At 62.7% G+C, this 23,846-nt stretch carries 29 protein-coding genes; 18 read left to right on the top strand and 11 right to left on the bottom strand.

Going from position 1 to position 23,846, the window contains the following annotated elements; all coding sequences use genetic code 11:
* Positions 1-180 precede the first annotated feature (180 nt).
* The 4 genes from AD662_RS26450 to AD662_RS26465 form a co-directional block, all read right to left on the bottom strand.
* Positions 181-2,241: a methyl-accepting chemotaxis protein gene (locus AD662_RS26450; protein ID WP_024618835.1), complete on the bottom strand. Its 2,061-nt coding sequence runs from the start codon at positions 2,239-2,241 to the stop codon at positions 181-183.
* 202 nt (positions 2,242-2,443) lie between these two features.
* The gene (locus AD662_RS26455) at positions 2,444-2,983 is read right to left on the bottom strand and encodes a chemotaxis protein CheW (protein ID WP_024618834.1); all 540 of its coding nucleotides are present in this window, start codon (positions 2,981-2,983) and stop codon (positions 2,444-2,446) included.
* A gap of 10 nt (positions 2,984-2,993) precedes the next feature.
* Complete coding sequence (gene pilH, locus AD662_RS26460; RefSeq protein ID WP_018609535.1) at positions 2,994-3,359, bottom strand: twitching motility response regulator PilH; 366 nt, start codon at positions 3,357-3,359, stop codon at positions 2,994-2,996.
* Positions 3,360-3,407: 48 nt separating this feature from the next.
* Entirely contained in the window at positions 3,408-3,836 is a 429-nt protein-coding gene (locus AD662_RS26465; RefSeq protein WP_003206467.1) for a response regulator, read from the bottom strand.
* Positions 3,837-4,060: 224 nt separating this feature from the next.
* Here AD662_RS26465 and gshB point away from each other — a divergent pair, with 224 nt between their 5' ends.
* From gshB to AD662_RS26500, 7 genes are all read left to right on the top strand, one after another.
* A complete protein-coding gene (gene gshB, locus AD662_RS26470; protein WP_003206468.1) occupies positions 4,061-5,014 on the top strand; it encodes a glutathione synthase in 954 nt (317 codons plus the stop codon).
* Positions 5,015-5,090: 76 nt separating this feature from the next.
* Positions 5,091-5,987 carry an energy transducer TonB gene (locus AD662_RS26475; protein ID WP_053182729.1) on the top strand — a complete coding sequence of 299 codons (897 nt, stop codon included), beginning with the start codon at positions 5,091-5,093 and terminating at the stop codon, positions 5,985-5,987.
* A gap of 210 nt (positions 5,988-6,197) precedes the next feature.
* A complete protein-coding gene (locus AD662_RS26480) occupies positions 6,198-6,767 on the top strand; it encodes a YqgE/AlgH family protein (protein ID WP_024618832.1) in 570 nt (189 codons plus the stop codon).
* Positions 6,767-7,204 (top strand): Holliday junction resolvase RuvX, encoded by a 438-nt coding sequence (gene ruvX / locus AD662_RS26485; RefSeq protein WP_003177497.1) that lies wholly within the window; start codon positions 6,767-6,769, stop codon positions 7,202-7,204. Before AD662_RS26480 ends, ruvX begins: the two co-directional genes overlap by 1 nt.
* Before the next feature lie 84 nt (positions 7,205-7,288).
* Positions 7,289-7,795, top strand: coding sequence for a bifunctional pyr operon transcriptional regulator/uracil phosphoribosyltransferase PyrR (gene pyrR / locus AD662_RS26490; protein WP_014340669.1), 507 nt, complete (start codon positions 7,289-7,291; stop codon positions 7,793-7,795).
* 24 nt (positions 7,796-7,819) lie between these two features.
* Complete coding sequence (locus AD662_RS26495; protein WP_003177495.1) at positions 7,820-8,824, top strand: aspartate carbamoyltransferase catalytic subunit; 1,005 nt, start codon at positions 7,820-7,822, stop codon at positions 8,822-8,824.
* Positions 8,821-10,092 carry a dihydroorotase gene (locus tag AD662_RS26500; RefSeq protein WP_053190019.1) on the top strand — a complete coding sequence of 424 codons (1,272 nt, stop codon included), beginning with the start codon at positions 8,821-8,823 and terminating at the stop codon, positions 10,090-10,092. The genes AD662_RS26495 and AD662_RS26500 overlap by 4 nt, the downstream gene beginning before the upstream one ends.
* A 135-nt stretch (positions 10,093-10,227) precedes the next feature.
* On the opposite strand, the gene AD662_RS26505 is transcribed toward AD662_RS26500, so the two are convergent.
* A complete protein-coding gene (locus AD662_RS26505) occupies positions 10,228-10,653 on the bottom strand; it encodes an NINE protein (protein ID WP_018609512.1) in 426 nt (141 codons plus the stop codon).
* 249 nt (positions 10,654-10,902) lie between these two features.
* On the opposite strand from AD662_RS26505, the gene AD662_RS26510 reads away from it, so the two are divergent.
* Positions 10,903-11,514 (top strand): C40 family peptidase, encoded by a 612-nt coding sequence (locus AD662_RS26510; RefSeq protein ID WP_053190020.1) that lies wholly within the window; start codon positions 10,903-10,905, stop codon positions 11,512-11,514.
* A gap of 172 nt (positions 11,515-11,686) precedes the next feature.
* On the opposite strand, the gene AD662_RS26515 is transcribed toward AD662_RS26510, so the two are convergent.
* Positions 11,687-12,721 (bottom strand): type IV pilus twitching motility protein PilT, encoded by a 1,035-nt coding sequence (locus AD662_RS26515; protein WP_014340671.1) that lies wholly within the window; start codon positions 12,719-12,721, stop codon positions 11,687-11,689.
* Positions 12,722-12,774: 53 nt separating this feature from the next.
* Between AD662_RS26515 and AD662_RS26520 the strand changes: the two genes are divergently transcribed.
* From AD662_RS26520 to AD662_RS26560, 9 genes are all read left to right on the top strand, one after another.
* Positions 12,775-13,461 (top strand): YggS family pyridoxal phosphate-dependent enzyme, encoded by a 687-nt coding sequence (locus AD662_RS26520; protein ID WP_018609508.1) that lies wholly within the window; start codon positions 12,775-12,777, stop codon positions 13,459-13,461.
* 35 nt (positions 13,462-13,496) lie between these two features.
* On the top strand, positions 13,497-14,315 hold the full coding sequence (proC, locus tag AD662_RS26525; RefSeq protein ID WP_018609506.1) for a pyrroline-5-carboxylate reductase: 819 nt from the start codon (positions 13,497-13,499) through the stop codon (positions 14,313-14,315).
* A gap of 10 nt (positions 14,316-14,325) precedes the next feature.
* Positions 14,326-14,916: a YggT family protein gene (locus AD662_RS26530; protein WP_014340674.1), complete on the top strand. Its 591-nt coding sequence runs from the start codon at positions 14,326-14,328 to the stop codon at positions 14,914-14,916.
* Between the two features lie 217 nt (positions 14,917-15,133).
* On the top strand, positions 15,134-16,273 hold the full coding sequence (gene metX / locus AD662_RS26535; protein ID WP_018609504.1) for a homoserine O-succinyltransferase MetX: 1,140 nt from the start codon (positions 15,134-15,136) through the stop codon (positions 16,271-16,273).
* A gap of 7 nt (positions 16,274-16,280) precedes the next feature.
* On the top strand, positions 16,281-16,901 hold the full coding sequence (metW, locus tag AD662_RS26540) for a methionine biosynthesis protein MetW (RefSeq protein WP_014340677.1): 621 nt from the start codon (positions 16,281-16,283) through the stop codon (positions 16,899-16,901).
* 26 nt (positions 16,902-16,927) lie between these two features.
* Positions 16,928-17,362 carry a DUF4426 domain-containing protein gene (locus AD662_RS26545; protein ID WP_014340678.1) on the top strand — a complete coding sequence of 145 codons (435 nt, stop codon included), beginning with the start codon at positions 16,928-16,930 and terminating at the stop codon, positions 17,360-17,362.
* Positions 17,359-17,955: an RdgB/HAM1 family non-canonical purine NTP pyrophosphatase gene (gene rdgB, locus AD662_RS26550; RefSeq protein ID WP_018609500.1), complete on the top strand. Its 597-nt coding sequence runs from the start codon at positions 17,359-17,361 to the stop codon at positions 17,953-17,955. The genes AD662_RS26545 and rdgB overlap by 4 nt, the downstream gene beginning before the upstream one ends.
* Positions 17,952-19,151 carry a radical SAM family heme chaperone HemW gene (gene hemW / locus AD662_RS26555; RefSeq protein ID WP_053182744.1) on the top strand — a complete coding sequence of 400 codons (1,200 nt, stop codon included), beginning with the start codon at positions 17,952-17,954 and terminating at the stop codon, positions 19,149-19,151. Before rdgB ends, hemW begins: the two co-directional genes overlap by 4 nt.
* An 18-nt stretch (positions 19,152-19,169) precedes the next feature.
* Entirely contained in the window at positions 19,170-19,493 is a 324-nt protein-coding gene (locus AD662_RS26560; RefSeq protein WP_014340681.1) for a DUF3392 domain-containing protein, read from the top strand.
* 187 nt (positions 19,494-19,680) lie between these two features.
* Here the strand turns inward: AD662_RS26560 and trmB are convergent, their stop codons facing one another.
* The 4 genes from trmB to AD662_RS26580 all read right to left on the bottom strand — a co-directional run bounded on the left by trmB (position 19,681) and on the right by AD662_RS26580 (position 21,927).
* On the bottom strand, positions 19,681-20,406 hold the full coding sequence (gene trmB / locus AD662_RS26565; RefSeq protein WP_018609495.1) for a tRNA (guanosine(46)-N7)-methyltransferase TrmB: 726 nt from the start codon (positions 20,404-20,406) through the stop codon (positions 19,681-19,683).
* Positions 20,407-20,415: 9 nt separating this feature from the next.
* A complete protein-coding gene (locus AD662_RS26570; protein ID WP_003177480.1) occupies positions 20,416-21,210 on the bottom strand; it encodes a thiazole synthase in 795 nt (264 codons plus the stop codon).
* A gap of 54 nt (positions 21,211-21,264) precedes the next feature.
* Positions 21,265-21,465 carry a sulfur carrier protein ThiS gene (thiS, locus tag AD662_RS26575; protein WP_162493984.1) on the bottom strand — a complete coding sequence of 67 codons (201 nt, stop codon included), beginning with the start codon at positions 21,463-21,465 and terminating at the stop codon, positions 21,265-21,267.
* Between the two features lie 90 nt (positions 21,466-21,555).
* Positions 21,556-21,927 carry a DUF423 domain-containing protein gene (locus AD662_RS26580; RefSeq protein ID WP_018609491.1) on the bottom strand — a complete coding sequence of 124 codons (372 nt, stop codon included), beginning with the start codon at positions 21,925-21,927 and terminating at the stop codon, positions 21,556-21,558.
* Positions 21,928-22,000: 73 nt separating this feature from the next.
* Between AD662_RS26580 and mtgA the strand changes: the two genes are divergently transcribed.
* A complete protein-coding gene (mtgA, locus tag AD662_RS26585) occupies positions 22,001-22,723 on the top strand; it encodes a monofunctional biosynthetic peptidoglycan transglycosylase (protein ID WP_018609489.1) in 723 nt (240 codons plus the stop codon).
* 211 nt (positions 22,724-22,934) lie between these two features.
* On the opposite strand, the gene rpoH is transcribed toward mtgA, so the two are convergent.
* Positions 22,935-23,789: an RNA polymerase sigma factor RpoH gene (gene rpoH, locus AD662_RS26590; protein WP_003177476.1), complete on the bottom strand. Its 855-nt coding sequence runs from the start codon at positions 23,787-23,789 to the stop codon at positions 22,935-22,937.
* Positions 23,790-23,846: the final 57 nt, after the last annotated feature.

A 23,846-nucleotide genomic window follows, 5' to 3' on the forward strand; every position in this document is an offset into this window, starting at 1 on the left:
TCTTGTGGCGAGGGGATTTATCCCCGCTGGGCTGCGAAGCGGCCCCCTGCAATGCAGAATCCAACATCTATGTCCCAGACTGGCTATTTTGGGACTGCTTCGCAGTCCAGCGGGGATAAATCCCCTCGCCACAAAAGCTTCCTCGCCACACGCCCCTTCTCAATATGCAGATCCGGCCAGTCACGACTTGTCCTCATCCACCACAGGTGCCGTCGGCAACGTGAACCCCGACACCGAACGACGCAGCTGGCTGGCCATTTTCGCCAGGTTGCCAATGCTCTCGGCGGTGGCGGTGGAACCGGACGAGGTCTGCGAGGTGATCTGCTGGATCACGTTCATGGTCAAGGAAATCTGCCCAGCCGAGGTGGTCTGTTGTTGCGCCGCGTTGGAAATGCTCTGGATCAGCGCCGCCAGGGTCTTGGACACGCCTTCGATTTCCTCCAGGGCGACACCGGCGTCCTGGGCCAGTCGCGCACCGCGCACCACTTCGGTGGTGGTCTGCTCCATGGAAATCACCGCCTCGTTGGTGTCGGCCTGGATCGCCCGCACCAGGGTCTCGATTTGCCGGGTCGCCGCCGAAGAGCGCTCGGCCAGGCGCTGCACTTCATCGGCCACCACCGCGAACCCGCGCCCGGCATCACCGGCCATGGACGCCTGGATGGCGGCATTGAGGGCCAGGATGTTGGTCTGGTCGGCGATGTCGTCGATCAGGCTGACAATGTCGCCAATTTCCTGGGATGACTCACCCAGGCGCTTGATGCGCTTGGCGGTGTCCTGGATCTGCTCGCGAATGTTGTCCATGCCATGAATGGTGTTGTGCACCACCTCGTTGCCCTTGTTGGCAATCTCCACCGACCGCTCGGCCACCGCCGACGACTCGGCGGCATTGGCCGACACCTGGTCGATGGACTGGGCCATTTCATTAATTGAAGTCGAAGCTTCGGAAATTTGCTGGGCCTGGTGCTCGGAGGCCTGGGCCAGGTGCATCGCCGTGGCCTGGGTTTCCTGCACCGCAGCGGCGACCTGGCCGGCGGTGAGGTTGATGGTCGCCACCAGGTCGCGCAGTTGGTCCACCGAGTAATTGATGGAGTCGGCGATGGTGCCGGTGAAGTCCTCGGTGACCGAGGCCGTGACGGTCAGGTCGCCATCGGCCAGGTCTTCGATCTCATCCAGCAACCGCATGATCGCGTTCTGGTTGCGCTCGTTCTTTTGTGCGGTTTCGTGCAACTGGCGATTGGTTTCGCGGACCATCACCAGGCCAATCAGGATGATCGACATCAGCGCCAGCAAACCCAGCACATAGCCGCCGATGGTATTGATGGAGCGCCCGCCGGCGAGGTTTTCGAAGGCCGTGGCCAGGTGCGAAGCCTCATCAAGCAGGGTCTGCGACAGGTTGAAGATGTTGCCGGCCGATTCGCGGACCTTGAACAGCTCCGGGGAGGTCTCGAGGATTTCGTCCACCGAACCGGAGACGAACTCGAAGAGCTCGCTGATTTCGCTCAGGCGTGCCCGGGCATCGCGGTCCTGGACCTGGGATATCTTCAGGGCCGGGTCACCTTGCAACATGCCATTGAGCACCTGGCCAAAACGCGCGGCGTCGCGACCGAAGGTGTCGGCGGCCTGGCTGGCGTTTTCGTCCCCCGCCAGCACGGTATTCACCGCGCCGAGAATCCGTTCGGCCAGCAGCGACTGGCGCTGGGCCATGGCCACCTGGGCGGCCGGCGCGCCGCGTTGCAGCAGGATCTCGACGACTTTTTCGTACTCGACCTGCAACTGCGGCACGGTTTCGGCCAGGGTCGCCGCCACCTGATGCAGCGACAACACGGTCTGTTCGCTGGAGAGGATGGCATCGGTGTTCTTGAGCAGGCGCTCCCAATCCAGCTGCACGGCGCGCATCTGCGGACGCAGGGTGGCCGGCGCAGGGGGCAGGCCGGTCACCGGGTCGCCCTGTTTCAGGGAGCCCCAGCGCTGAGCGAAGTCATTGCGCGCATCGCTCAGCAGCTTGAACGCCGCGGGCTTGCCGGCGGCGGCCTCGGTGGCGTTCTTGGCGATGCGCTGGGACAGCACCCGCAGCTCACCGGCATGGCCGATGTACTGTTTGTCATAGGTGGATTGGGTGTTGAGGTAGGCGAAGTTGGCGAACAGCAGCATGATGAAGACGATCAGCGCGACGAACAGCACGATGATCTGCGAACGACTGCGCGACGCTTCCAGTGGCTTGCCTGTTTTTGCTTTGATCATCGGTTCTCGCCTGTACTGCCCAATCCAACTTACTGCCATTAACTGTAGTGTTGTGCAGTCTGCTCAATCAGTGTGGCTCTGTGGGAGCAAGGCTTGCCCGCGATGAGAACGACACAGTTTTTTCGTCAACCGAGGCGCCGCCATCGCGAGCAAGCTTTGCTCCCACAGGTTTGCTCCCACAAAGGGCCTGCGCTGCATCTCGTTAAATCGCCACATCCATGAACCCCGGCGACCGCGCCAGGGCAAACGGGCTGAACACTTGCCACTCGCGCTCGCCGCCAAACCGGCCCTTGACGAAGGCCGCTTCCGGGCCGTCGAGGTCGTCCACCAGCGTCGGTTCCAGGCTGTCCTGGGAGAAATGCTGCAGCCCAAGGACCTCGTCCACCAGCAACCCGGCGAACACCTCGTCGTGGTCCACCACCAGCACGCGCCGCTGCTTGCGCACGCTCGACAGCTCATGGCCGAAGAACCCGCACAAGTCCATCAACGGCAACAAACGCCCGCGCAGGTTAGCTACGCCACGCACCCACGGCTTGACCCCGGGCAAATGCGTGTGACGTGGTTCGTGCAGCACTTCGCTGACTTCGCCCATCGGCGCCACGTACCAGTGCTCGCCCAGGCGAAAGCCGATGCCGCTCCAACCGGCGCGATGGGTTGGCTGGGAGGGCAGGTCCGCCCCCAGCAACCGGCAGCGCCGGTCGATCTGCAGCAGCAGTTCGAATGCGGTCAGGGATTGGCTCATGGCCGCGCCGTCAGCCCGCCAGTACTTTGTTCAGGGTCGCGATCAGGGTTTCTTCGTCCACCGGCTTGGTCAGGTAGTCCTTCGCCCCTTGGCGCGTGCCCCAGACCTTGTCGGTGTCCTGGTCCTTGGTGGTGATGATGATCACGGGGATGTGGCCGGTGTCCGGGTCCTTGGTCAGCTGGCGCGTGGCCTGGAAACCGTTGAGGCCGGGCATGACGATGTCCATCAGCACCGCATCGGGTTTTTCCTGGCGGGCCAGGGCCACGCCATCGGCGCCATTCTCGGCCTTCAGGACCTCGTGGCCGTGCTTTTCCAGCATGCCGGTCAGTTTGTACATTTCAGTCGGCGAATCATCGACGATCAGAACTCGTGCCATGGTGTTCCCCATTTTCTTGTTGACCCCAGGCCCGTTGGCCAAGTGTCATTAATGTGCCTGGTGCGGCTGGACAGCGGCAAAGCCCGGAACATGGGCCTGTATCGCGCCCAGCAGTTCTTCCTTGCTGAACGGCTTGGTCAAAAACTGATCGGAACCGACGATGCGTCCCTTGGCCTTGTCGAACAACCCGTCGCGGGACGACAGCATGATCACCGGCGTGGCCTTGAACGCACTGTTGTTCTTGATCAGGGCACAGGTCTGGTAGCCATCCAGGCGCGGCATCATGATGTCGACAAAAATGATGCCCGGATGATGGTCGGCGATCTTGGCCAGGGCATCGAAGCCATCGACGGCCGTGATCACCTCGCAGCCCACGTTGCGCAGCAAGGTTTCGGCGGTGCGGCGGATGGTCTTCGAGTCGTCGATGACCATGACCTTCAAGGCGCTGGGTTGCTGCTGCGTGAGATGCTCTGCCATTGCCACTGCGAACCGGTTTTTAACGCGTAAGTGTGATCGACAGCGCAAACCCTTGATGTTCAAGGCCCGCACGTCACATGGCAGCCTTTTTAGCACAGTCTCCATCGCCGATCTATCGGCCGCTCGGCGCGGTGGTTTTTCCTTGACCGCCAATCTTCCGGGCGCCACTCTGACGCCACTTTTTCGCACCAATATGTGCCCATCACATTTCGAGGAACCAAGCCATGAGCGTACGCGTCGGCATTGTCATGGACCCTATCGCCAGCATTTCCTATAAAAAGGATAGCTCGCTGGCCATGCTGCTGGCCGCTCAGAAGCGCGGCTGGGAACTGTTCTACATGGAGCAGCGCGACCTCTACCAGGCCGAAGGCCAGGCTCGGGCGCGGATGAAACCGCTGAAAGTCTTCGCCAACCCCGAGAAGTGGTTTGAGCTGGGCACCGAGAGCGACGCGCTGCTGAGCGACCTGGACGTGATCCTGATGCGCAAGGATCCGCCGTTCGACATGGAGTTTGTGTACTCCACCTACCTGCTGGAACAGGCTGAAAACGCCGGCGTGCTGGTGGTCAACAAGCCCCAGAGCCTGCGCGACTGCAACGAAAAGCTGTTCGCCACGCTGTTCCCGCAGTGCACGCCGCCGACCATCGTCAGTCGTCGCCCGGACGTGTTGCGCGAATTTGCCGACCATCACGGCGACGTGATCCTCAAGCCCCTGGACGGCATGGGCGGCTCCTCGATCTTCCGGCACACCGCCGGCCACCCGAACCTCTCGGTGATCCTGGAAACCCTGACCTTGCACGGCAAGCAGCAGATCATGATCCAGGGTTACCTGCCGGCCATCGTCGATGGCGACAAACGCATCCTGATGATCGACGGCGAACCGGTGGACTATTGCCTGGCGCGCATCCCGGCAGCCGGCGAAACCCGCGGCAACCTGGCGGCTGGCGGGCGTGGCGAGGCGCGTCCGTTGACCGACAAGGATCGCTGGATCGCCGCCCAGGTCGGCCCGACCCTGCGCGAAAAAGGCCTGCTGTTCGTGGGCCTGGACGTGATCGGCGAGCACCTGACGGAAATCAACGTCACCAGCCCGACCTGCATCCGCGAGATCGACAATGCCTTTGGCACCGACATCGGCGGCATGCTGATGGATGCCATCGATCAGAAGCTCAAGGCTCGTTGATCCAGATCTGCTGAAGGAAACCCACATTGCGTTATCATGCCCGGCCTGAAAAAAACGCGATGTTGGTTTCCTTGCCATGACACTCCCGTCCGATCTGCCCCAAGAGCTCGCCCATCGTGGCGTGCGCCCGGCTGATCGCCTCGGTTTTACCCTGTTCCTGGCGGCGCTGATCCACTTGGCCCTGCTGCTGGGCGTCGGTTTTGCCACGGTCGAGCCCAAGCAGATCAGCCAGACCCTGGAAATCACCCTGGCCACCTTCAAGAGCGAGACCAAGCCCCAGAAGGCCGACTTCCTCGCCCAGGAAAACCAGCAAGGCAGCGGCACCCTGGAAAAAAAGGCGATCCCCAAGACCACCGAGATCGCGCCGTTCCAGGATACCAAGGTACAAAAAGTCACCCCGCCGCCAGCCGCCAAGCCCGAGGTGCAGGAGACGGCGCCCAAGGCAGCCGTGACCACCGTGGCGCCGAAGCCGAAAAAGGCCCCGGTCAAGGAAGAGGTCAAGCCTGATCCCAAGCCCAGGGCCCCCGAACCCACCTTCGACAGCTCGCAGTTGTCCAGCGACATCGCCAGCCTGGAAGCCGAACTGGCCCAGGAGCAACAGCTCTATGCCAAGCGCCCGCGTATCCACCGCCTGAGCGCCGCCTCGACCATGCGTGACAAGGGCGCCTGGTACAAGGACGAATGGCGCAAGAAGGTCGAGCGCATCGGCAACCTCAACTACCCCGACGAAGCGCGGCGCAAACAGATCTACGGCAACCTGCGGCTAATGGTCTCGATCAACCGCGACGGCTCGCTGTATGAAGTGCTGGTGCTCGAATCCTCCGGCCAGCCGCTTTTGGACCAGGCCGCCCAACGGATCGTGCGCCTGGCCGCACCGTTCGCGCCGTTTACCGGGGACCTGTCGGACATCGACCGGCTGGAAATCATCCGCACCTGGAAGTTCGCCCGGGGTGATCGGCTTTCCAGTAACTGAGCCGCATCGATGATGGCAGGGACTTGTGGGAGCGGGCTGTGTGGGAGCAAGGCTTGCCCGCGATGAAAACGCCGCGGTCTCTTGAGGACCGCAGCGCCTGGATCGCGAGCAAGCTTTGCTCCCACAAAGCTCGCTCCCACAGGGGATTGGTGACAGTCTCAGGTATTTCCTGGCTTGTCAGTTCGGCCCTGCGCCGCCACACTAGCGCCTATGAAAAACGTCAGCCCCACCTACCTCAAGCATCACTTCCTGATTGCCATGCCGCACATGGCCGATCCGAACTTTGCCCATACCTTGACCTACATCGTCGAGCACACGGCCAATGGGGCCATGGGGCTGGTAATCAATCGCCCGCAGGAATTGAACCTGGCGGACATCCTGGAGCAGTTGCGCCCCGACGTGGAACCGCCACTCTTGTGCCAGCACGTGCCGATTTTCATCGGCGGCCCGGTGCAGACCGACCGCGGTTTCGTGCTCCATCCGTCGGGCCCCAAATACCAGGCCACCGTGGATCTGGACGGGGTGTCGCTGTCCACCTCCCAGGACGTGCTGTTCGCCATCGCCGACGGCGTCGGCCCGCAAAAGAGCCTGATCGCCCTCGGCTATGCCGGTTGGGAACCCGGGCAATTGGAAGCCGAACTGGCCGACAACGCCTGGCTGACCTGCCCCTTCGACGCCGACATCCTGTTCAACACCAGCAGCGAACTGCGCCTGGAAGCGGCGGCCAGCCGGTTGGGGGTCAACCTCAGCCTGCTCACCAGCCAGGCAGGACACGCCTGATGGCCCTGCGCTTGCTGCTGGGCTTCGATTACGGCACCAAACAGATCGGCGTAGCGGTCGGCCAGGTCATTACCGGCCAGGCCCGCGAGTTGTGCACCTTGAAGGCGCAGAATGGCGTTCCGGACTGGAACCAGGTCGAAGCGCTGATCAAGGAATGGAAACCCGATGCCGTGGTGGTCGGCCTGCCGCTGAACATGGACGGCACGCCCAGTGACATGTGCCTGCGCGCCGAAAAGTTCGCCCGCCGGCTCAATGGCCGCTACAACCTGCCCTTCTATACCCATGACGAGCGCCTGACCACTTTCGAAGCCAAGGGCGAGCGCCTGGTGCGCGGCGGGCAGAAAGGCAGTTACCGCGACAACCCGGTGGACGCCATCGCGGCTGCCCTGCTGCTGCAAGGCTGGCTCGACGCCAACGCTGCCCTGTTCGAAACCTGATTTTTTGAAAGCGCCGCCAAGGCGCTTTCTCTTAGCGATAGACCGCGCCATTCACCACCGGCCCGGGAACCTGAAGGAGCCAGCATGAGCCTGCCCAATCCTGCCGAACTGATCAGCCAGATGGCGATTCGTCTCAAGGCACACCTGGAACACCGCGGCATCAGCGAGCCGCGCTACATCGGTATTCGCACCGGTGGCGTCTGGGTCGCCCAGGCCTTGCTCGAAGCACTGGGCAGCCAATCGCCACTGGGCACCCTGGACGTGTCCTTCTACCGCGACGACTTCAGCCAGAACGGCCTGCACCCGCAAGTGCGCCCCTCGGCCCTGCCATTCGAGATCGAAGGCCAGCACCTGGTGCTGATCGACGACGTGCTGATGAGTGGCCGGACCATCCGCGCCGCCATGAACGAACTGTTCGACTACGGCCGCCCGGCCAGCGTGACGCTGGTGTGCCTGCTGGACCTGGACGCCGCCGAGCTGCCGATCCGGCCGAACGTGGTCGGTGCGACGCTGACGCTGGCTGCCCACGAGCGGGTCAAGCTCTCCGGCCCGTCGCCGCTGCAACTCGAACTGCAAGACCTTGCCCTTTAACTGCCCTTGTAAGAGTCCATCGCGATGACGCCTCTCGAAACCAAGCGCCCGCTGCAGCTCAACGATCAGGGCCAGCTGCGGCACTTCCTGTCCCTCGACGGCCTGCGCCGCGAGCTGCTGACGGAAATCCTCGACACTGCCGACTCGTTCCTCGAAGTCGGTGCCCGGGCGGTGAAGAAAGTCCCGTTGCTGCGCGGCAAGACCGTGTGCAACGTGTTCTTCGAAAACTCCACCCGCACCCGCACCACCTTCGAACTGGCGGCCCAGCGGCTGTCGGCGGACGTGATCACCCTCAACGTGTCCACGTCCTCGGCGAGCAAGGGTGAAACCCTGCTCGACACCCTGCGCAACCTCGAAGCCATGGCCGCCGACATGTTCGTCGTGCGCCACGGCGACTCCGGCGCGGCGCACTTCATTGCCGAACACGTCTGCCCGCAAGTGGCGATCATCAACGGCGGCGACGGCCGTCACGCTCACCCGACCCAGGGCATGCTGGACATGCTGACCATCCGTCGGCACAAGGGCAGCTTCGAAAACCTGTCGGTAGCCATCGTCGGCGACATCCTGCACTCGCGGGTGGCCCGCTCCAACATGCTGGCCCTCAAGACCCTCGGCTGCCCGGACATTCGCGTGATCGCACCGAAAACCCTGCTGCCCATCGGCGTCGAGCAATACGGCGTGAAGGTCTACACCGACATGACCGAAGGCCTCAAGGATGTGGACGTGGTGATCATGCTGCGCCTGCAACGCGAGCGCATGACCGGCGGCCTGCTGCCCAGCGAAGGCGAGTTCTACCGCCTGTTCGGCCTGACCACCGCACGCCTGGCCGGGGCCAAGCCGGACGCCATCGTCATGCACCCGGGGCCGATCAACCGCGGCGTGGAGATCGAGTCGGCGGTGGCCGACGGGCCGCACTCGGTGATTCTCAACCAGGTGACCTACGGCATCGCCATCCGCATGGCCGTGCTGTCCATGGCCATGAGCGGGCAAACGGCCCAGCGCCAATTCGACCAGGAGAACGCCCAGTGAAGCTCAGCATTCTCGGCGCACGCGTGATCGATCCAGCCAGTGGCCTGGATCAAGTGACTGATATCCATATCGATGCCTGCAAGATCGTCGCCCTTGGCGCGGCGCCAGCGGGTTTCGTCGCGGTCGAGACCCTCGACGCCCAAGGCCTGGTGGCCGCTCCCGGCCTGGTGGACCTGAACGTCGCCCTGCGCGAACCAGGCTACAGCCGCAAAGGCAGCATCGTCAGCGAAACCCGGGCCGCCGCTGCCGGTGGCGTGACCAGCCTGTGCTGCCCACCGCAGACCAAACCGGTGCTGGACACCTCGGCCGTAGCCGAACTGATCCTCGACCGCGCCCGCGAGGCCGGCAATACCAAGGTCTTCCCGATTGGCGCACTGAGCAAGGGCCTGGACGGCGAGCAACTGGCCGAGCTCATCGCCCTGCGTGACGCCGGTTGCGTGGCGTTCGGCAACGGCCTGAACAGTTTCCGCAACACCCGCACCCTGTGCCGTGCCCTGGAATACGCGGCGACCTTCGGCCTGACGGTGATCTTCAACTCCCAGGACCACGACCTGGCCGAAGGCGGCCTGGCCCACGAAGGCCCGACCGCCAGTTTCCTCGGCCTGCCGGGCATCCCGGAAACCGCCGAGACCGTGGCCCTGGCCCGGGACCTGCTGTTGGTCGAGCAAAGCGGCGTGCGCGCCCACTTCAGCCAGTTGACCAGTGCTCGCGGTGCGGCACTGATCGCCCAGGCCCAGGCCCGCGGCTTACCGGTGACCGCCGATGTGGCGCTGTACCAGTTGATCCTGACCGACGAAGCGCTGATCGATTTCAACAGCGTCTACCACGTCCAGCCGCCACTGCGCACCCGCGCCGACCGCGATGGCCTGCGCGCGGCGCTGAAGTCCGGGGTGATCTCGGCCATTTCCAGCCATCACCAACCCCATGAGCGCGATGCCAAGCTGGCACCGTTCGGCGCCACCGAGCCGGGCATCAGCAGCGTCGAACTGCTGCTGCCGCTGGCCCTGACGCTGGTGGAAGACGGCTTGCTGGACCTGCCAACCCTGCTGGCACGCCTGAGCGCCGGCCCGGCCCAGGCGCTGCAACTGCCGGCGGGGAAACTCGCGGTTGGCGCCGCGGCGGACCTGGTGCTGTTCGACCCTGCCGCCTCCACCGTGGCCGGTGAAGCCTGGCGCTCCAAGGGTGACAACTGCCCGTTCCTCGGCCATAGCCTGCCGGGTGTGGTGCGTTACACCCTGATGGATGGGCGGATTACCCACCAGGCCTGAAAAACCGCGTCGCCTGCTTCGCGAGCAAGCCCGCTCCCACATTGGATTTGGATGTTCACAAATAATGTGTTCACCAAAGATCCTTGTGGGAGCGGGCTTGCTCGCGAATGCAGGCGACTCGATCTGCCGGTCTTACTAAAAAGCCCCACGCTTCTGCGCATTACGAATCGACACCTGATCGTTCAGCGTCCAGAAGTCATACAACACCCCCAGGAAAAACACCCCACCGGTCAGCAGGTAAAGGATCCCGCTGAGCCATTTGCCCTGGTACATGCGGTGTACGCCCAGCACCCCGAGAAACGTCAGCAGAATCCACGCCACGCTGTATTCGATAGGCCCCGGAGTGAAACGCAGGTCCGCTTCACGATCCATGGCCGGAATCAGGAACAAGTCGATCAACCAGCCAATGCCCAGCAGGCCGAAGGTGAAGAACCAGATCGTGCCCGTGACCGGCTTGCCGTAATAGAAACGATGGGCACCGGTGAACCCGAAAATCCACAGCAGATACCCAATGACCTTGCTGTGGGTATCGCGGATTGCATCCTGCTGATAGCTGTTCATGAATGGCCTCTTTTGCCTCGATAGATAAATTTTTTCTGACTTTGTGTGACTTTTTCGTGTCTGCCCGACAAGCGGTCCTGGGCGCCACGAACCGACGAAAGCCCCGTAGCATAGGGGTTCTGTCGGACAATCAGGTCAAGTTGTCGCATTTTGCTGGGTTTCGCGCTGCGTTTCGAATCGACAAACGGCCTCGGAAACGCAAAAAAAGCTGTTATAAAGTTGCGCGCCAACCTTTAAGAGCCTTGCCTAATGCGTCCATTTTTCAAGACATGGCTAACCATCTGCCTATTATTGCCACTGGCTGCCCACGCCACCAATCGTGAGCAACGTCTTCCCAACGTCAACGGCTATACCTCGAAATCCCATGTTTCTGCTTCCTTGAGCAAGAACAAGCCAAACGTCCAGCACGTGAGCACAGCCAACAGCAAGCTGGTCCCGCCGATGGCGACCAAAGCGAGCAGCAATGTGTTGAGTCGCGCCGTGAATGTACTTGGCACACCTTATCGTTGGGGCGGCAGTAGCCCAAGTAAAGGGTTCGATTGCAGCGGGTTGGTGAAATACGCCTTCAACGACGCCACCTTCGATCTGCCGCGCACCTCCAACGCCATGGCCGCCGGTCATGGCGAGAAAGTCGAGCGCAAGGACCTCAAGCCCGGTGACCTGATCTTCTTCAAGCTCAAGAGCCGCCGGGTCAACCACGTGGCCATCTACCTGGGCAACGACCGCTTCATCCACGCCCCGCGCCGTGGCAAGTCGGTGAGCATCGACACCCTGAACAAACCGTACTGGAACAGTCACTACGTGGTCGCCAAGCGCGTGCTGCCGAAAGAGCCGGGGGCGATGCGGGTGGTTCAGCGCTGATCACCGGCCTCTGTGGCGAGGGGATTTATCCCCGCTGGGGCGCGAAGCGCCCCCCCCCCAACAATGCAGAGGCCCACACCTCTATTTCGAGCTAGCCATTTTGGGGCTGCTTCGCAGCCCAGCGGGGATAAATCCCCTCGCCACAAGGCTTGCACCAACCTCCCCGCCCCCTCTAGAAGTTATCCGGCGTACGCGCCCGCTCCCGCGCATGTTCGCGGCTGATCAGCCCCTTGCTCACCAAGTCCTTCAGGCACATGTCCAGCGTCTGCATCCCCAGCGAACCGCCGGTCTGGATCGCCGAGTACATCTGCGCCACCTTGTCTTCGCGGATCAGGTTCCGAATAGCCGAGGTGCCCAGCATGATTTCATGCGCCGCGATCCGGCCGCCGCCGATTTTCTTGACCAGGGTCTGGGAAATGACCGCCTGCAACGATTCCGACAACATCGAGCGAACCATGGACTTCTCGTCACCGGGGAACACGTCCACCACCCGGTCAATGGTCTTGGCCGCCGACGTGGTGTGCAGGGTGCCGAACACCAGGTGCCCGGTTTCCGCGGCGGTCAGCGCCAGGCGGATGGTTTCCAGGTCGCGCATCTCGCCCACCAGGATCACGTCCGGGTCTTCCCGCAGGGCCGAACGCAGGGCCGTGGAGAAACCCTGGGTGTCGCGGTGCACCTCACGCTGGTTGATCAGGCATTTGCGCGGTTCGTGAACGAATTCGATAGGGTCTTCGATGGTGAGGATGTGATGGTGCTTGTGGCTGTTCAAGTAATCGATCATGGCCGCCAGGGTGGTGGACTTGCCTGAACCGGTCGGCCCGGTCACCAACACCAGCCCGCGCGGCGATTCGGTCACTTTGCGAAACACCTCGCCCATCCCCAGGTCTTCCATGGTCAGGACTTTCGACGGAATGGTCCGAAACACCGCCCCCGCACCGCGATTCTGGTTGAAGGCGTTGACCCGGAACCGTGCGACGCCCGGCACGTCGAAGGAAAAATCGGTCTCCAGAAACTTTTCGTAATCTACTCGTTGCCGGTCGTTCATGATGTCGTAGATCAGTTCATGAACCTGCTTGTGGTCCAGCGCAGGCAGGTTGATGCGCCTGACATCGCCATCGACACGGATCATCGGTGGCAGCCCGGCGGACAGGTGCAGGTCCGACGCGCCCTGCTTGGCGCTGAACGCCAGTAACTCAGTGATATCCATAGCGCTCCTCAATTCCAGTAGAATGCCGCGAACCTCACCGCTGGCGCTTCTTTATGTCCACGATAGCAGACAACATCGCTCAGGTTAGTTCGCGCATCCGTGCTGCGGAGCAGGCCGCCCAGCGTGCCGAACACAGTGTCAAACTGCTGGCCGTGAGCAAGACCAAACCCGTCCAGGCCTTGCGCGAAGCCTATGCCGCCGGCCTGCGGGACTTCGGCGAGAACTACCTGCAAGAAGCCTTGGGCAAACAGCTCGAACTGACCGACCTGCCCTTGATCTGGCACTTCATCGGCCCCATTCAATCGAACAAGACGCGCGCTATCGCCGAACATTTCGACTGGGTGCATTCCGTGGATCGCTTGAAAATTGCACAGCGTCTGTCCGAGCAGCGTCCGGCCGACTTGCCACCGCTGAACATCTGCATTCAGATCAACGTCAGCGGTGAAGCCAGCAAATCCGGCTGCACCCCGGCGGACCTGCCCGCCCTGGCCAGCGCCATCAGCGCCCTGCCCCGCCTGAAACTGCGCGGGTTGATGGCGATTCCCGAACCCACCGAAGACCGCGCCGCCCAGGATGCTGCCTTTGCCGCGGTCCAACGCTTGCAAGCCAGCCTGGCGCTACCGTTGGACACCCTTTCCATGGGCATGAGCCACGACCTTGAGTCGGCCATTGCCCAGGGCGCCACCTGGGTGCGCATCGGTACGGCCCTGTTTGGCGCCCGCGACTACGGTCAATCCTGAAACATGGCCGACTCATCTTTTTATAAGGACCTGTCATGAGCAACACGCGTATTGCCTTCATCGGCGCCGGCAACATGGCCGCCAGCCTGATCGGCGGCCTGCGGGCCAAGGGTCTGGACGCTTCTTTGATCCGCGCCAGCGATCCGGGTGAAGAGACCCGCACCCGGGTGAGCAGCGAACACGGCATCGAAACCTTCGCCGACAACGCCCAGGCCATCGACGGCGCGGACGTCATCGTGCTGGCGGTCAAGCCGCAGGCGATGAAAACCGTCTGCGAAGCCCTGCGCCCAAGCCTCAAGCCTCATCAACTGGTGGTGTCGATTGCCGCCGGCATCACGTGCGCCAGCATGAACAACTGGCTCGGCGAGCAGCCGATCGTACGCTGCATGCCCAATACCCCGGCACTGCTGCGCCAGGGCGTCAGCGGCCTGTTCGCCATTTCCCAAGTGTCCGCCGCACAACGCCAGCAGGCCGAGGAACTGCTGTCGGCTGTCGGCCTGGCACTGTGGCTGGACACCGAACAGCAACTGGACGCCGTTACCGCCGTCTCCGGCTCGGGCCCGGCGTACTTCTTCCTGCTGATCGAAGCCATGACCGCCGCCGGCGAGAAACTCGGCCTGCCCCGGGAAACCGCCGCCAGGCTGACCTTGCAGACCGCCCTCGGTGCCGCGCACATGGCGGTGTCCAGCGACGTCGATGCGGCCGAGCTGCGTCGTCGCGTCACCTCGCCGGCCGGCACCACTGAAGCGGCCATCAAATCGTTCCAGGCCGGGGGCTTCGAAGCCCTGGTGGAAAAAGCACTCGGCGCCGCCGCGCACCGCTCGGCCGAAATGGCCGAACAACTGGGCCAATAAGGAGTTATTCATGATTGGATTGAACACTGCAGCGGTCTACGTGCTGCAAACCCTCGGCAGCCTGTACCTGCTGATCGTGCTGCTGCGCTTCGTGCTGCAACTGGTGCGCGCCAACTTCTACAACCCACTGTGCCAGTTCATCGTCAAGGCCACCCAGCCGCTGCTCAAGCCCCTGCGCCGGATCATCCCGAGCCTGTTCGGCCTGGACATGTCATCGCTGGTCCTGGCGATCCTCGTGCAACTGGCGCTGATGGCCCTGACCCTGCTGCTGACCTACGGCACCACCGGCAACCCGCTGCAACTGCTGATCTGGTCGCTCATTGGCGTGACCGCGCTGTTCCTGAAGATTTTCTTCTTCGCCATGATCATCAGCGTGATCCTGTCGTGGGTTGCGCCGGGCAGCCATAACCCGGGCGCCGAGCTGGTGAACCAGATCTGCGAGCCGGCCCTGGCGCCGTTCCGCCGCATCCTGCCGAACCTTGGCGGCCTGGATATTTCGCCGATCCTGGCGTTCATGGTGCTCAAGCTGATCGACATGCTGGTGATCAATAACCTGGCGGCGATGACCATGATGCCGGAAATCCTGCGGTTGCTGATCTGACCCGATACCGGTCTGATCAGTCAGCACCTCTCTCTGTGGGAGCAAAGCTTGCTCGCGAAACAGGCACCTCGGTCCCCAAAAGACCGCATCGTCCCCATCGCGGGCAAGCCTTGCTCCCACAGGGTTTACGTCCACCGAAGAATCAGCGCCGCCCTTTGCTTGCCGCCTACCCCAGCGGTCTTTAGACTTACGCCTCATTTCAACGCGAGCAGGGTCGATGCCAGCTGCCTTTCCCCCCGATTCCGTTGGTCTGGTGACGCCGCAAACGGCGCATTTCAGCGAGCCCCTGGCCCTGGCCTGCGGCCGTTCGTTGCCAGCCTATGACCTGATCTACGAAACCTACGGCACCCTCAATGCCACGGCGAGCAATGCCGTGCTGATTTGCCACGCCTTGTCGGGGCATCACCACGCCGCCGGCTACCACAGCGTCGACGACCGCAAGCCCGGTTGGTGGGATAGCTGCATCGGCCCGGGCAAGCCCATCGACACCAGCAAGTTCTTCGTGGTCAGCCTGAACAACCTGGGCGGCTGCAACGGCTCCACCGGCCCCAGCAGCCTCAACCCGGACACCGGCAAACCTTTCGGCGCCGATTTCCCGGTGCTGACCGTGGAAGACTGGGTTCACAGCCAGGCACGCCTGGCCGATCGCCTCGGGGTCGGCCAGTGGGCCGCCGTGATCGGTGGCAGCCTGGGGGGCATGCAGGCCCTGCAATGGACCATCACCTACCCGGACCGCGTGCGCCACTGCCTGGCAATCGCCTCGGCCCCCAAGCTGTCGGCGCAGAACATCGCCTTCAACGAAGTGGCGCGCCAGGCGATCCTCACCGACCCGGAATTCCACGGCGGCTCGTTCCAGGAGCACGGCGTGATCCCCAAGCGCGGGCTGATGCTGGCGCGGATGGTCGGGCACATCACCTACCTGTCCGACGACTCCATGGGCGAGAAATTCGGCCGTGGCCTCAAGAGCGAAAAGCTCAACTACGACTTCCACAGCGTCGAGTTCCAGGTCGAGAGCTACCTGCGTTATCAGGGTGAAGAGTTCTCCGGGCGCTTTGACGCCAACACGTACCTGTTGATGACCAAGGCACTGGACTACTTCGATCCGGCAGCGAACTTCGACGATAACCTGGCGAAAACCTTCGCCAACGCCACCGCCAAGTTCTGCGTGATGTCGTTCACCACCGACTGGCGCTTCTCCCCGGCGCGCTCGCGAGAGCTGGTGGACGCGCTGATGGCCGCGCGCAAGGACGTCTGCTACCTGGAAATCGACGCGCCCCAGGGCCACGACGCCTTTTTGATCCCGATCCCGCGTTACCTGCAGGCGTTCGGCAACTACATGAACCGTATAACGCTGTGAGGACGCCATGAGAGCCGATCTGGACATCATCCAGGAATGGATCCCCGCCGGCAGCCGCGTGCTCGACCTGGGCTGCGGCAACGGCGAACTGCTGACCTGGCTGCGGGACAACAAGCAAGTCAGCGGCTACGGCCTGGAAAACGACCCGGACAACATCGCCGAGTGCGTCGCCAAGGGCATCAACGTCATCGAGCAAGACCTGGACAAGGGCCTGGGCAACTTCGCCAGCAACAGCTTCGACGTCGTGGTCATGACCCAGGCCCTGCAAGCGGTGCACTACCCGGACAAGATCCTCGACGAAATGCTGCGGGTCGGTCGCCAGTGCATCATCACCTTCCCCAACTTCGGTCACTGGCGCTGCCGCTGGTACCTGGCGAGCAAGGGCCGCATGCCGGTCTCGGATTTCCTGCCCTACACCTGGTACAACACGCCGAACATCCACTTCTGCACCTTCGAGGATTTCGAAGCGCTGTGCCGCGAACGCGAAGCCAAGGTCATCGATCGCCTGGCCGTCGACCAGCAGCACCGCCACGGGTGGGCCAGCAAGCTATGGCCTAATCTGTTAGGTGAGATAGGCATCTATCGGGTCAGCAGCCCAGGCCTTACCGATCATCAGGTCGCGGTGTGAGCCCCCGACCTCACCAGGAGCACGACATGAACCGTCTAGCGTTGTTTCTCATCACCGCTTGCCTGAGCGTTGGCGCCATGGCCGCCGACGCGATCAAGGGCGAGCGCAAGGAAGTGTTCGGTGATATCACCGTGCACTACAACACCTTCAACTCCACCTTCCTGACACCGGACATCGCCAAGGGCGCCGAGCTGATTCGCAGCAAGCAACAAGGTGTGATCAACGTCTCGGTGCTCAAGGATGGCAAGCCCTTGATGGCCCAGGTCAGCGGCACGGTGAAAGACCTCACCAGCCAGAGCGTCCCGCTGCAATTCAAGCAGGTGACCGAGCAAGGCGCGATCTACTACATCGCCCAGTATCCGGTGCCCCAGCAGGAAACCCGCACCTTCGAGATCAAGGTGCAGACCGGCGACAAGATCAACACCATCAACTTCAACCAGGAACTGTTCCCGGGCCAATGATCAATTTCACCCAACTCGTACTGGCCAGCCACAACGCCGGCAAACTCAAGGAACTGCAAGCCATGCTCGGCGGGTCGGTGCAGTTGCACTCGATTGGCGAGTTCAGCCAGGTGGAGCCGGAAGAGACCGGCCTGTCGTTTGTCGAGAACGCCATCCTCAAGGCCCGCAATGCCGCGCGCATCTCAGGCCTGCCGGCGCTGGCCGACGATTCCGGGCTGGCCGTGGACTTCCTCGGCGGTGCGCCGGGCATTTACTCGGCCCGTTACGCTGACGGCAAAGGTGACGCGGCGAACAACGCCAAGCTGCTCGACGCCCTCAAGGACGTGCCCGAAGCCGAGCGCGGCGCGCAGTTCGTGTGTGTGCTGGCCCTGGTCCGCCATGCCGATGATCCATTGCCGATCCTCTGCGAAGGCCTGTGGCACGGGCGCATTCTCACCGAAGCCAGCGGCGAGCACGGTTTTGGCTATGACCCGTTGTTCTGGGTGCCGGAGCGCAATTGCTCCAGCGCCGAGCTGGGGCCGGTGGAAAAGAACCAACTGAGCCACCGCGCCCGCGCCATGGCCCTGCTGCGTCAACGCCTGGGCCTGCAATGATCGATGACGCTCCCGCACCGCTGATTCATGGCGGTGTACAAACGCCTCGGGCACCGCTGCCGGTGCTGCCGCCCCTGGCGTTGTACGTCCACATCCCGTGGTGCGTGCGCAAATGCCCGTATTGCGACTTCAACTCCCACACCGCCAGCCCACAGTTGCCGGAAGAGGAATACGTCGACGCCTTGCTGGCCGACCTCGACCAGGACTTGCACGCGGTTTATGGTCGCCCGTTGAGTTCGATCTTTTTCGGCGGCGGCACCCCGAGCCTGTTCAGCGCCCAAGCCCTGGGCCGATTGCTCAAGGGCGTGGAAGCGCGGATACCGTTCGCCCAGGACATTGAAATCACCCTGGAAGCCAACCCCGGCACCTTCGAGCAAGAAAAGTTCGTCGCTTACCGGGCCTTGGGCATCAATCGCCTGTCCATCGGTATCCAGAGTTTCCAGCAGGCCAAGCTCGAAGCCCTGGGCCGGATCCACAACGGCGACGAGGCGGTGCGCGCCGCTGGCATGGCCCGTCAGGCCGGTTTCGACAATTTCAACCTGGACCTGATGCATGGGCTGCCCGACCAGTCCCTGGAAGACGCTTTGAGCGACCTGCGCCAGGCCATCGCCTTGAAGCCGACCCATTTGTCCTGGTACCAGCTGACGCTGGAGCCGAACACGGTGTTCTGGAACCAGCCGCCGACATTGCCCGAAGACGACACGCTGTGGGACATTCAGGAAGCCGGGCAAGCCTTGCTGGCCGAACACGGCTACGCCCAATACGAGGTTTCGGCCTACGCTCAACCCGGTCGGGCGGCGCGGCATAACCTCAATTACTGGAGCTTCGGCGACTTCATCGGCATCGGTGCCGGCGCCCACGGCAAGCTCAGCCATCCGGACGGGCGCATCGTGCGCACCTGGAAGACCCGCCTGCCCAAGGACTACCTCAACCCGGCCAAAAGCTTCCAGGCTGGCGAGAAAACCCTGGCCAATGAAGAGCTGCCGTTCGAGTTCCTGATGAACGCCCTGCGCCTGACCGCAGGCGTGGAAGCGCGGCTGTACCCGGAGCGCACCGGGCTGTCCTTGCAAAGCCTGGCCGAAGGCCGGCGCGAGGCCGAACAAAGCGGGTTGTTGCAGGTCGAACCGACACGTCTGGCGGCCACCGAGCGCGGACAGCTGTTTCTCAACGACTTGCTGCAGACATTTCTGAGCTGATCAACACAAGGAAATCGAATGGATCTGGTACTCGACCTGCTGGCCACCGTGTCCCGCTGGAGCCGCAGCAACCTGTCGGAAATCTCCCTGGCATTGGTAGGCTGCCTGCTGGTGCTGTTTGGTGCCGATATCAAGGGCTGGGTCGAACAACGCCTGGGCAGCATCGCCGGCGCCTTGCGCGTCCCGCTGATCGCCCTGCTGTGCATGATCGGCAGCGGTGCGGCACTGATTTACGCCACGCCGTGGATCGTCAGGGGCTTGAGCCAGTTCAACAACTACAGCCTGGCGCCGGTGTTGTTGGTGGTGCTGGTGTTGATAGGTGTAGTCGCAGATCGACGCTGACCCGGTCACCTAAAACAACGGTGGGAGCGAGCTTCTGTGGGAGCAAAGCTTGCTCGCGATGCAGGCAACTCGGGTTCAAGTGATACCGAGGTGTTGCTGTCGCGAGCAAGCTTTGCTCCCACAGAGCCTTGCTCCCACAGAAGCTCGCTCCCACAGGGGATCCCCTTTCAGCAGGGATTTCTGGTGTTTAAGCCAGCTTCTCGAACTTCAAATCCCAAACCCCATGCCCAAGGCGTTCGCCACGGCGCTCGAACTTGGTGATCGGCCGTTCAGCCGGGCGCGGTACGCACTTGCCGTCTTCGGCCAGGTTGCGATAGCCCGGGGCGACGTTCATCACTTCCAGCATGTATTCGGCGTAGGGTTCCCAGTCGGTGGCCATGTGCAGCACACCGCCGACCTTCAACTTGCTGCGCACCAGTTCAGCGAACGACGCCTGGACGATACGGCGCTTGTGGTGGCGGCTTTTGTGCCAAGGGTCCGGGAAGAACAGCATCAGCCGGTCGAGGCTGTTGTCGGCCACGCAGCGGTTGAGCACTTCGATGGCGTCGCAATCGTAGACCCGCAGGTTGGTCAGCCCTTGGGTCAGCACGCCGTTGAGCAGCGCACCGACGCCGGGACGGTGGACTTCCACACCAATGAAATCCTGTTCCGGCGAAGCGGCGGCCATTTCCAGCAACGAGTGGCCCATGCCGAAGCCGATTTCCAGCGAGCGCGGGGCCGAGCGGCCGAAGACCTGGTCAAAATCCACCGGGGCATCGGCAAGTGGCAGGACAAACAGCGGCGCGCCCTGCTCCAGGCCGCGCTGCTGGCCTTCAGTCATGCGCCCGGCGCGCATCACGAAACTCTTGATGCGGCGGTGCTGGCGCTCTTCGCCTTCTTCCGGCAGGACCGGCGTGTCGTTCGATTCAGTCATCAATGGCTCTTACTTGATCAGACCATCCAGCGGCGAGGAGGCGCTGGCGTAAAGTTTTTTCGGCATGCGGCCAGCCAGGTACGCCAGGCGACCGGCGACGATGGCGTGCTTCATGGCTTCGGCCATCAGGATCGGCTGCTGGGCGTGGGCGATGGCCGAGTTCATCAGCACCGCTTCGCAACCCAGTTCCATGGCGATAGTGGCGTCGGAAGCGGTACCGACACCGGCATCCACCAACACCGGGATCTTGGCTTCTTCCAGGATGATCTGCAGGTTGTACGGGTTGCAGATTCCCAGGCCTGTGCCGATCAGGCCGGCCAGCGGCATGACCGCGATGCAGCCGATTTCCGCCAATTGACGGGCGATGATCGGATCATCGCTGGTGTAGACCATCACGTCGAAGCCTTCCTTGACCAGGGTTTCAGCGGCCTTGAGGGTTTCGATCACGTTGGGGAACAGGGTTTTCTGGTCCGCCAGCACTTCCAGCTTCACCAGGTTGTGGCCGTCGAGCAGCTCACGGGCCAGGCGGCAGGTGCGCACGGCCTCGATAGCGTCGAAGCAACCGGCGGTGTTCGGCAGGATGGTGTAGCGGTCCGGCGGCAGGATATCCAGCAGGTTCGGTTCGCCCGGGTTCTGGCCGATGTTGGTCCGGCGCACGGCGACGGTCACGATTTCGGCGCCCGAGGCCTCGATGGCCAGACGGGTTTCTTCCATGTCGCGATATTTGCCGGTGCCTACCAGCAAACGCGACTGGTAGGTACGACCGGCCAGGACGAAGGGCTTGTCGCTACGAACGATGCTCATGGGAAATCCTCTGTTGGGGTGAGGTTCTTGCGAAATGCTGCGAAACCGAGGCGACTAGCCGCCGCCGATGGCGTGGACCACTTCGATGCTGTCGCCATCGTTCAACGTGGTTTCGGCGTGCTGGCTGCGCGGGACGATATCCAGATTGAGCTCCACCGCGACGCGGCGTCCGGTGAGTTCCAGACGGGTCAGCAGGGCCGCAACGGTTTCACCGTCGGGCAATTCAAGGGGGTCGCCGTTCAACTGAATGCGCATGCCGGATGCCGCCATCATTTTTAGGGGCTGGCATTCTAGCCCGATCAGTCTGGGTGACCCAAGCCATTCGTCATGAAATGGACCGCCCGGTCAGCCCAGCCGCCAGGCGGCAAGCCCCAGGCACACCCAACCGATCAGGAACGCCACGCCGCCCAACGGTGTGATGATGCCCAGCTTGCTGATGCCCGTGAGGGTCAGCAGGTACAGGCTGCCGGAGAACAACAGGATGCCAACCACAAATGAAACCCCGGCCCAGGTGACGATGCGACCGGGAATGTGCGTGGCCAGCAGCGCAACACCCAGCAACGCCAGGGTGTGCACCAGTTGGTAGGTGACGCCGGTGTGGAAAATCGCCAGGTAGTCGGCGCTCAGGCGGCCTTTCAGGCCATGGGCGGCAAACGCCCCCAGTGCCACGCCCGTGAAGCCGAAAAAAGCAGCCAGCATCAGAAAGCTACGCAGCATGAGAACTCCAGTCAGACTCGGGGGACAGGGTCTGTATAATGGCCCGCTCGACGGGTTCGGCCAAGCCATCTCTATGCTGCGTTTATTATTTCGACGATTCCTTAAAGCCCTGCTCTGGTTCGCCGTTGGCAGCGTTGTGCTCGTGCTGTTGTTTCGCGTGGTGCCGCCGCCGTTCACGGCGCTGATGATCGAGCGCAAGGTTGAATCCTGGTTCGGCGGCGAACCCATCGACCTGCAACGCACCTGGCAGCCTTGGGACCAGATCTCCGACAGCCTGAAAGTCGCAGTGATCGCTGGCGAAGATCAGAAATTTCCCGAGCACTGGGGCTTCGACATCGGCGCGATCCAGGCCGCGTTCGCCCACAATGGGCGTGGCGGTTCGATTCGCGGCGCCAGCACCCTCAGCCAGCAAGTGTCCAAGAACCTGTTCCTATGGTCGGGCCGCAGCTGGCTGCGCAAGGGGCTGGAGGCTTGGTTCACCGCACTGATCGAAGTGCTCTGGCCCAAGCAGCGGATCCTCGAGGTGTACCTCAACAGCGTCGAGTGGGATGACGGCGTGTTCGGGGCCGAAGCCGCAGCACGGCATCATTTTCGTATCAGCGCCGACGCCTTGTCCCGGCAACAGGCCAGCCTGTTGGCGGCGGTACTGCCCAACCCGCGGAAATGGAGCGCCAGCCGGCCCAGCCCCTATGTGCTACGGCGGGCGGGCTGGATTCGCCAGCAGATGAGCCAGTTGGGGGGCGACAGTTATTTGCTGGAACTCAATAATTCGCGGCGAGCGCCTTGGGCCCAGTAGCCGGACGCTGAAGCCTCTCCCTGCATGATCGTTCCCACGCTCTGCGTGGAAATGCAGCACGGGACGCTCCGCGTCCCAAAGCGTGACGCGGAGCGTCACAGGATGCGTTTCCACGCAGAGCGTGGGAACGATCACAGCAGGGGATTGCATCGCACAAACAAAAACGCCCCGATCATCACTGATCGGGGCGTTTTTATGGCCGCTATCGCAGTCAGGCGGCGATCGACACCTTGAGCTTGTTCATCGCGCTCTTCTCAAGCTGGCGAATCCGCTCGGCCGACACGTTGTACTTCTGCGCCAGGTCGTGCAGCGTGGCTTTTTCCTCGGCCAGCCAGCGCTGGTAGAGGATGTCGCGGCTGCGTTCGTCCAGCACTTCCAGGGCTTCGTGCAGGTTGGTGTTGGAGTTGTCGCTCCAGTCGGCGTCTTCCAGTTGACGCGCCGGGTCGTACCGGTGGTCTTCCAGGTAGTTGGCCGGCGATTGGAAAGCGCTGTCGTCGTCCGCTTCGGCGGCCGGGTCGAAGGCCATGTCATGGCCGGTCAGGCGGCTTTCCATCTCGCGCACTTCCCGCGGCTCTACGCCCAGGCTTTCGGCGACACGATGGACTTCTTCGTTGTTCAGCCAGGCCAGACGCTTCTTCTGGCTGCGCAGGTTGAAGAACAGCTTGCGCTGGGCCTTGGTGGTCGCGACTTTCACGATGCGCCAGTTGCGCAGGATGAACTCGTGGATTTCCGCCTTGATCCAGTGCACCGCAAACGACACCAGGCGCACGCCCATTTCCGGGTTGAAACGCTTGACCGCCTTCATCAGGCCGACGTTGCCTTCCTGGATCAGGTCGGCCTGGGCCAGCCCGTAGCCGGAATAGCTGCGGGCGATATGTACGACAAAACGCAGGTGGGCGAGCACCATCTGCCGAGCCGCCTCAAGATCCTGCTCATAATAGAGACTCTCGGCCAGTTCACGCTCCTGCTCGGGGGTCAGCAAGGGAATGCTGTTGACCGTGTGCACATAGGCCTCCAGGTTCGCACCCGGGACCAGAGCATAAGCAGGTTGCAAAGAAGTGGTCATACGAAAAAACCTCCGACTCACATAACTCGTGCAGTTCAGCACTGCGAAAATTGACCG

Source organism: Pseudomonas kilonensis (assembly GCF_001269885.1).
Classification (GTDB): Bacteria; Pseudomonadota; Gammaproteobacteria; order Pseudomonadales; family Pseudomonadaceae; genus Aquipseudomonas; species Aquipseudomonas kilonensis.